Origin of the sequence: Porphyromonas sp. COT-108 OH2963 (assembly GCF_000768895.1) — a bacterium.
GTDB lineage: Bacteria > Bacteroidota > Bacteroidia > Bacteroidales > Porphyromonadaceae > Porphyromonas_A > Porphyromonas_A canoris.
On the sequence record NZ_JRAP01000009.1, the window covers coordinates 142,164 to 148,499 of the forward strand.

General features: G+C 44.8%; 7 protein-coding genes. 5 read left to right on the plus strand and 2 right to left on the minus strand.

Annotation, left to right across the window (positions count from 1 at the left end; all coding sequences use genetic code 11):
* On the plus strand, nt 1–810 hold the full coding sequence (locus tag HQ39_RS06420; protein ID WP_036864786.1) for an MBL fold metallo-hydrolase: 810 nt from the start codon (nt 1–3) through the stop codon (nt 808–810).
* Here the strand turns inward: HQ39_RS06420 and HQ39_RS06425 are convergent.
* Both HQ39_RS06425 and HQ39_RS06430 read right to left on the minus strand, forming a co-directional pair.
* Nucleotides 777–959, minus strand: a complete 183-nt coding sequence (locus tag HQ39_RS06425) for a hypothetical protein (RefSeq protein ID WP_036790249.1) — start codon at nt 957–959, stop codon at nt 777–779. The two genes, HQ39_RS06420 and HQ39_RS06425, sit on opposite strands and share 34 nt — an antisense overlap.
* 246 nt (nt 960–1,205) lie before the next feature.
* Nucleotides 1,206–1,673 (minus strand): PaaI family thioesterase, encoded by a 468-nt coding sequence (locus HQ39_RS06430; protein ID WP_036864788.1) that lies wholly within the window; start codon nt 1,671–1,673, stop codon nt 1,206–1,208.
* A 67-nt stretch (nt 1,674–1,740) separates the two neighbouring features.
* On the opposite strand from HQ39_RS06430, the gene HQ39_RS06435 reads away from it, so the two are divergent.
* From HQ39_RS06435 to HQ39_RS06450, 4 genes are all read left to right on the plus strand, one after another.
* Nucleotides 1,741–2,526 carry a glycosyltransferase family 2 protein gene (locus tag HQ39_RS06435; RefSeq protein ID WP_036864790.1) on the plus strand — a complete coding sequence of 262 codons (786 nt, stop codon included), beginning with the start codon at nt 1,741–1,743 and terminating at the stop codon, nt 2,524–2,526.
* A 45-nt stretch (nt 2,527–2,571) separates the two neighbouring features.
* Complete coding sequence (locus tag HQ39_RS06440) at nt 2,572–4,356, plus strand: alpha-1,3-galactosidase B (protein WP_152565522.1); 1,785 nt, start codon at nt 2,572–2,574, stop codon at nt 4,354–4,356.
* An 82-nt stretch (nt 4,357–4,438) separates the two neighbouring features.
* Nucleotides 4,439–5,026 (plus strand): FKBP-type peptidyl-prolyl cis-trans isomerase, encoded by a 588-nt coding sequence (locus HQ39_RS06445; RefSeq protein ID WP_036790241.1) that lies wholly within the window; start codon nt 4,439–4,441, stop codon nt 5,024–5,026.
* A gap of 46 nt (nt 5,027–5,072) precedes the next feature.
* Nucleotides 5,073–5,810 carry an FKBP-type peptidyl-prolyl cis-trans isomerase gene (locus HQ39_RS06450; RefSeq protein ID WP_036790239.1) on the plus strand — a complete coding sequence of 246 codons (738 nt, stop codon included), beginning with the start codon at nt 5,073–5,075 and terminating at the stop codon, nt 5,808–5,810.
* Nucleotides 5,811–6,336 lie beyond the last annotated feature (526 nt).

Genomic DNA, 6,336 nt, shown 5'->3' on the forward strand with positions numbered 1-6,336 from the left:
ATGAAAGGAAAGATTACATTCTTGGGAACCGGTACATCTACCGGTATTCCGGAGATTGGTTGCAGCTGCTCCACCTGTGTTTCGACAGATGTCAGAGATAAACGTTTAAGGGCTTCCATTCTTCTCTCTTTCGGGGAAAAGGAAGATGCCGATGCCGCTCATTATGTAATAGATTGCGGGCCCGACTTCAGAGAGCAAATGATACGAGAGAATGTCTCTTCCTTAGAAGGGATATTCCTTACACACGAGCACTATGACCACGTAGGCGGACTGGACGATATTCGTCCTCTGTTTCGAGGACAGACGGACTGCCCTCTATATACAGAGGAGTACCTTTCGACCATTCTTAAAGAGCGTATGCCGTATGCGTTTAGAGCCGTTGCCTATCCGGGTGTTCCGCATTATAGCTTCACGATAATAGAACCCAATGTTCCTTTTTCTCTGCCTAAACCGAAAGGGATAGAGATACTGCCGCTCCGTGTGATCCACGGCAAACTGCCGATATTGGGTTTCAAAATGGGCAATGCAGCCTATCTTACGGATGTGAAAGTAGTACCGAAGGAGACACTGGAAGCCATTCAAGGGGTGGAACATCTGATCATAGATGGTCTGCGCTTCTATACTCATCCCACACATTTTTGCGTTCAAGAGGCAGTAGAGGTGGGCAACAGCATCAGGGCAAAGCAGATCTATCTCACCCACTTGGCACATACCATCGGCAGACATACAGAGGCGGAAGCGGTTCTGAAAGCTCTCGATACTCGCACCCATCTGGCTTACGACGGGATGAGTTTTGAGGTCAGTTTCTGATCTGCACTCTGCTTTTCGATGTTATAAGAACTTTCGAGCTGAAATATAAGCTGTGTTACGGAGCGGATCCGTGGCACAGCTTTCTTTTTGTATGCAAGTCTGCCGAAGAGAGCCGCCGTCGGTTCATTTTTACGGATGCTCTTTCCCATCTTTGATTATACCTGTTCGGAAAAGGAGTTATAAGTGAATAAAACTTCCTTTTATCCTGAAAAGAATTGGTTTTCAAGCCTTGTTTTGAGGGAATCGAAGGCTGACTTCCACAAACCAAGCCTTGTTGTTTGCAAATCAAGGCTTGATTGCAAGATTTTAATCCGTTAAGACTTGAAATTTAATCCGTTCAGAGACAATTTCATACAGGTTCAGACGAGAAAAGAGAGCCTCCGGGCAAGATGCTCCTATGCAGGGAGCAGAACAGATATCATGCTTCCCTCCACGGTTATAGTGCCGTTGGCTATCAGCCGAAGCTCCATGGAGACTTTCCTTGCCGTTGTCTCCACGACACGTGCTCTCAGCTCCAGATCCACACCCATAGGGGTAGGCTTTTTGTAGTTGAGGTTCAGATTGGCGGTTACATACCTCAGAGCCGGCAGGGTATCCATGGCTCTCATCTCTCTTTTATAGCCTGCCGCGGCGGCAGTTCCGTTGCCATGGCAGTCGAGTATCGCGGCAATAAGACCTCCGTAAACAAATCCCGGAAACCCTCCGGTATGATGACCTTCCGGTCGGTAATATGCTACGCTTTCGTTTTCTGTACCGTCCACCCAGTAGCTTTTTACGTGAAGACCCTGTTCATTTGCCGTTCCGCAGCCGAAGCAGTGGCTGAACTCCGGAGCATAATATTCCTGAAAAGATTTTTTGTTCATTCTGTCAAGTGTCTATTTTGGAGTAAATATACGACTTTATGAGAGAAATTTTTCGGAACTTTGAGCCATGGAACAGTTAGAAAGAGATGGTTTGGTACTTTCCGTCATTACGGTCTGCTACAATGCCGCACCCTTGCTCAAGCGCACCATTAAGAGTGTTAAGGATCAGAGCTATAGGCATATAGAGTACATCGTGATAGATGGTGCGTCCAAGGATGATACTGCAAAACTTGCCCGGGATCATGGAGATACGATTTCGGTTTTCGTATCCGAAAAAGACAATGGCATCTATGACGCAATGAACAAAGGGCTGAAAAGAGCTTCCGGCGACTATGTTCTCTTCATGAATGCAGGGGATACGTTTTATGATTCGGATACCGTCTCGCGTGTGATGGATAAAGCAGTGGAGTATCTCAGAGAGCCTGTGAACGCAGGCAGGCTGCCTGCTGTGCTCTACGGACATACGGAGATCGTCGATTATGATGGATGCAGTATGGGTCCGAGAAAACTCTCTCCACCACGAAAGCTGACTTGGAAAAGCTTCAAGAACGGTATGCTTGTGTGTCATCAGTCATTCTATGCCGGTCGAGAACTTGTACCTTTTTATAATGATGAGAAGTACAGGCTCTCTGCCGATTTTGACTGGTGCATACGTATCCTTCGCCGTGCCGAAGAGGTGGGGGCAGAGTGTCTGAAAGTGGAGGGTTTCCTTACAAAGTATCTCCATGAGGGTGCCACAACCAAGCATCATAAAGCCTCTTTGAAGGAGCGATTCATGATCATGAGTGCCTATTATGGTACCATCCCCACGCTGTTTCGGCATCTCTACTTCCTATTTTTCAAGAAGAGATGAGAGTTTAAGTCTAAGAGTTTTTTTATTTTTCAAATACAGATTGTCGTGTACAAAAGATTACTTCCTGTTTTTATGTCGCTCTCTTTCTTGCTTCTGCTCTCCTGCGGAGTGAGAAAGCCTTATAAGAGTTCTCAACCCGTTACTCTCACGCTGGAGGAGTATGGCGGTCGTTCGGAAAAAGATTTTGACAACTCTCCCGCTCTTCGCCGTTTGCTTCAAACATCGCACCGGATGGCTCAGGAGGGTAAGAGTGTGAAGATCTCGTTGAAGAACGGTTCTTATCACTTCTATCCGGACAGTCTGCCGAGTTATGAGCTGTTTATCTCCAATCATGACCACGTAAAGGATAGAAAGGTGGCGTTTATGTTTGAGGGAATAACAGGCGGAAAGGTTGTGGTGGAAGGTGACGGACAGACCAAGCTGCTCTTTCACGGCAGACAGATACCGTTTGTGGTGAAAGGGTGTTCCGGGGTTGTCCTGCAAGGTTTTTCCATAGACGATCCTCGTCCGGCACTGATGCAGATAGAGGTGTTGGAGATGAGAGATGAAGATAAGTCGATGCTTGTAAGAGTTCCGGAGGAGACCCGGTTTGAGGTAAGAGAGAACAAGATAGTCTTGCAAGGAGAAGACTTTGAAGTTACACCCTTTGTAGCCATGCCGTTTGAGGAGGACAGAAGAATGGTTTGGGGCAGAGCAGATGTCGCTTTTAACCCGGCTCAGATAATACGTCAAAGCGAACGAAACCTGATCTTGAAAGGGTGGGGCGAGTATCCCTATGCTTCTCAGCATAACAGATATGTGCTGAGGTCGTATTACAGACCTGCTCCGGGTATCGTGGTGATGGATAGCAAGAATATTGAACTTAAGGATGTCGTTGTGCATTATGCCGAAGGAATGGGACTTATAGCACAAGACACCGAGAATATATCGCTGGATGGCTTTAAGGTGGAAGTGGCACAAGGCTCTGAACGTTACTTTACACTACAAGCCGATGCCACACATTTCTCGGGTTGCAGAGGGTATATCTCTTCCGTTAATGGGTTATACGAGCAGATGGCAGATGATGCCATCAATGTGCATGGAACCTATTTGAGGGTGGACTCCGTGCTGAATGCTTCCGAAGTGCAAGCCTCTTTTGCACATGGGCAGAGCTTTGGGCTTCGCTGGTATGAGAGTGGAGACTCTATCCGTTTCATTGATCGTAAAACGCTTTTGCCGGTACATACATCTAAAATACAATCATTTTTCCCTCTCTCTGAAGGAGATCAGAAAAGAAGGATGATCGCTTTTGAGGATCCGCTTCCATTGGATAAAATAGAGGGCAAACAGCTTGCGGTGGAGAATCTTTCTGCCTATCCTACGGTGCTGTTCAGTAAGAATATCGTTAGGAACAATAGGGCAAGAGGGGCTTTATTCTCTACAATCAAAAAGGTGGTCTGCGAAGAAAATCTGTTCGACCATACTCACGGCAGTGCCATACTTCTTTGCGGAGACTCCAATGGCTGGTACGAGAGTGGTCCGTGCGAGGAGGTGATCATCTCTAAAAACCGTTTTGTGAATCCGCTTACGGGGATGTATCAGTTTACCAATGGTATCATTTCTGTAGATCCGGTAATTCGGGAACTTGACTCGAAAGATCGGTACTATCACGGGAGAATAGTGGTGGAGGACAATATCTTTGAAACATTCGACTCTCCTCTCTATTATGCCAAGAGTGTCAGAGAGTTTGTTTTCAGAAGAAACAAGGTCATTCCGAACAACGACTATCGTCCCCTGTTTGAGGATACAAGAAGCAGGCGGATCCATGTAGGGAATGTTATAGAGGAGTAATGCCTTCTCTGAAAGTTTGCAATGCGCTCTTTTATAGATCAATAATTATTTCTAACTTTGCCGTCAAAATATATTATTGTAAATGGATAAAATAAGCTATGCGTTAGGCCTGAGCATCGGGCATAATTTTACAGCAACAGGAATTAAAGAACTTAATACAGAAGAGTTTGTGAAAGGATTGGACGTGGCATTGAAAGGTGCTACTCCACAAATCTCAATAGAGGAAGCACAAAAACTTCTTAAAGAATATTTTGAGAAATTGCAGGAGGATAAGTTTACTCTCAATAAGGAAGCCGGAGAAGAGTTCTTGCGTATCAACAAAGAGAAAGCAGGAGTCGTAACGCTGCCTTCAGGTGCTCAATATCAGATTTTGACCAAAGGAGAGGGCGAGAAACCCAAGGCAACGGATAAGGTAAAGTGTCATTATCATGGTACACTCATCAATGGAACGGTCTTTGACTCTTCTTATCAGAGAGGCGAACCGGCTACATTCCCATTGAATGGTGTCATCAAGGGCTGGACGGAAGTGGTACAACTGATGCCCGTAGGCTCTAAGTGGAGAGTGTTTCTTCCTTATCAGCTCGCTTACGGAGAGCAAGGAGCCGGTCAAAGCATCGAGCCTTACAGCACCCTTATATTTGACATAGAGCTTCTAAGTATAGAGAAGTAAAAGCGTCTTGACGAGAATATAGGATATAATTATTAAATAAACGGAAATGAAAAAGATTCTTCTTACAGCAGCTCTTATAGGAGGTGCATTTGCCTTTACTGCTTGTAACGGCACAAAGAACTCTGTGCCTCTAAGCGCACAAAAGACAACAAAAGACTCTATGGCATACCTTATCGGTTTCTACCAAGGTCAGCAAATGAAGTTCCAAATAGATATGATGAAGGGCCAAGTAGGTTCTGTCATACCTGGAGACTCTCTTGATGTAGCACTCTTTACAGCGGGTCTTGAAACAGCTTTGAAGGGTGATACTATCGAAATGAATAGCATGGCTGTTCAAGAGTTCTTGGAAACTGCTTTTGAAAAACTTCGCAAGGTGGCTGCTGATGCAAATAAGGCAAAAGGCGAAGAGTTCATGGCTAAGAATGCAAAAGAAGAAGGCGTTATCACAACTGAATCCGGTCTTCAGTATAAGATCGAAACAGAAGGTGAAGGTGCTATGCCAACAGTTGAAGATATGGTCGTAGTTCACTATAAGGGAACACTTCTTAACGGTGAAGTGTTCGACTCTTCTTACGATCGTGGAGAGCCTGCTACTTTCCCATTGAACGGTGTTATCAAGGGATGGACAGAAGGTCTTCAACTTGTAAAGGTTGGATCTAAGTTTACTCTTTGGGTCCCGGCTGAACTTGCTTACGGAGAAAATGGCTCAGGTAACAAGATCGGTCCTAACGAAACACTGAGATTCGATTGCGAGCTTATTGAAATCAAAGCAAAAGAACAATAAGAACGTAGCTTTAGCATAAATTGAAAGGCTGTATCAGGATTGAATTCCCGATACAGCCTTTTTGCTTTCCCTTTCTGCTTTTAATGAAGAAAATAAAAGGGTGATACATTAGTAATATACATAGGGGAGGGCTGTTCGGAAGGACAAAGAATGCTTTTCGATAAAATATTTCTTTGTCTTCAGGCTTGAAAACAAGCGGATTAAATGCTGTTTCGGGAGTGCTGTTTGATATGTTTGTCTATCTTTTGTTAGTAAAGTTTGGTAGAATGAAAAACTCTTTCTAACTTTGCACCCACAAAACGGGAGAGCGGATCTCCTGTGAGGAATACGAGATCATAGACATATCGGAAGAGAAGAATATAGTAGGATTTTCCTGTACTCAAGTATGGGATGATATAAAACTACAATAGCCGTATTGTACCGTTAGGGGTATGATATGCGAGAGCAAAAAAATATAAGCAAAAGAAGGGCAGACGGTGGATGCCTTGGCTCTAAGAGGCGATGAAGGACGTGATAAGCTGCGAAA

What these genes read in the sequence shown, in the direction of transcription:
- HQ39_RS06420 (WP_036864786.1), top strand. Translation starts at nt 1, where the DNA reads ATGAAAGGAAAGATTACATTCTTGGGAACCGGTACATCTACCGGTATT.
- HQ39_RS06425 (WP_036790249.1), bottom strand. Translation starts at nt 959, where the DNA reads ATGGGAAAGAGCATCCGTAAAAATGAACCGACGGCGGCTCTCTTCGGC.
- HQ39_RS06430 (WP_036864788.1), bottom strand. Translation starts at nt 1,673, where the DNA reads ATGAACAAAAAATCTTTTCAGGAATATTATGCTCCGGAGTTCAGCCAC.
- HQ39_RS06435 (WP_036864790.1), top strand. Translation starts at nt 1,741, where the DNA reads ATGGAACAGTTAGAAAGAGATGGTTTGGTACTTTCCGTCATTACGGTC.
- HQ39_RS06445 (WP_036790241.1), top strand. Translation starts at nt 4,439, where the DNA reads ATGGATAAAATAAGCTATGCGTTAGGCCTGAGCATCGGGCATAATTTT.
- HQ39_RS06450 (WP_036790239.1), top strand. Translation starts at nt 5,073, where the DNA reads ATGAAAAAGATTCTTCTTACAGCAGCTCTTATAGGAGGTGCATTTGCC.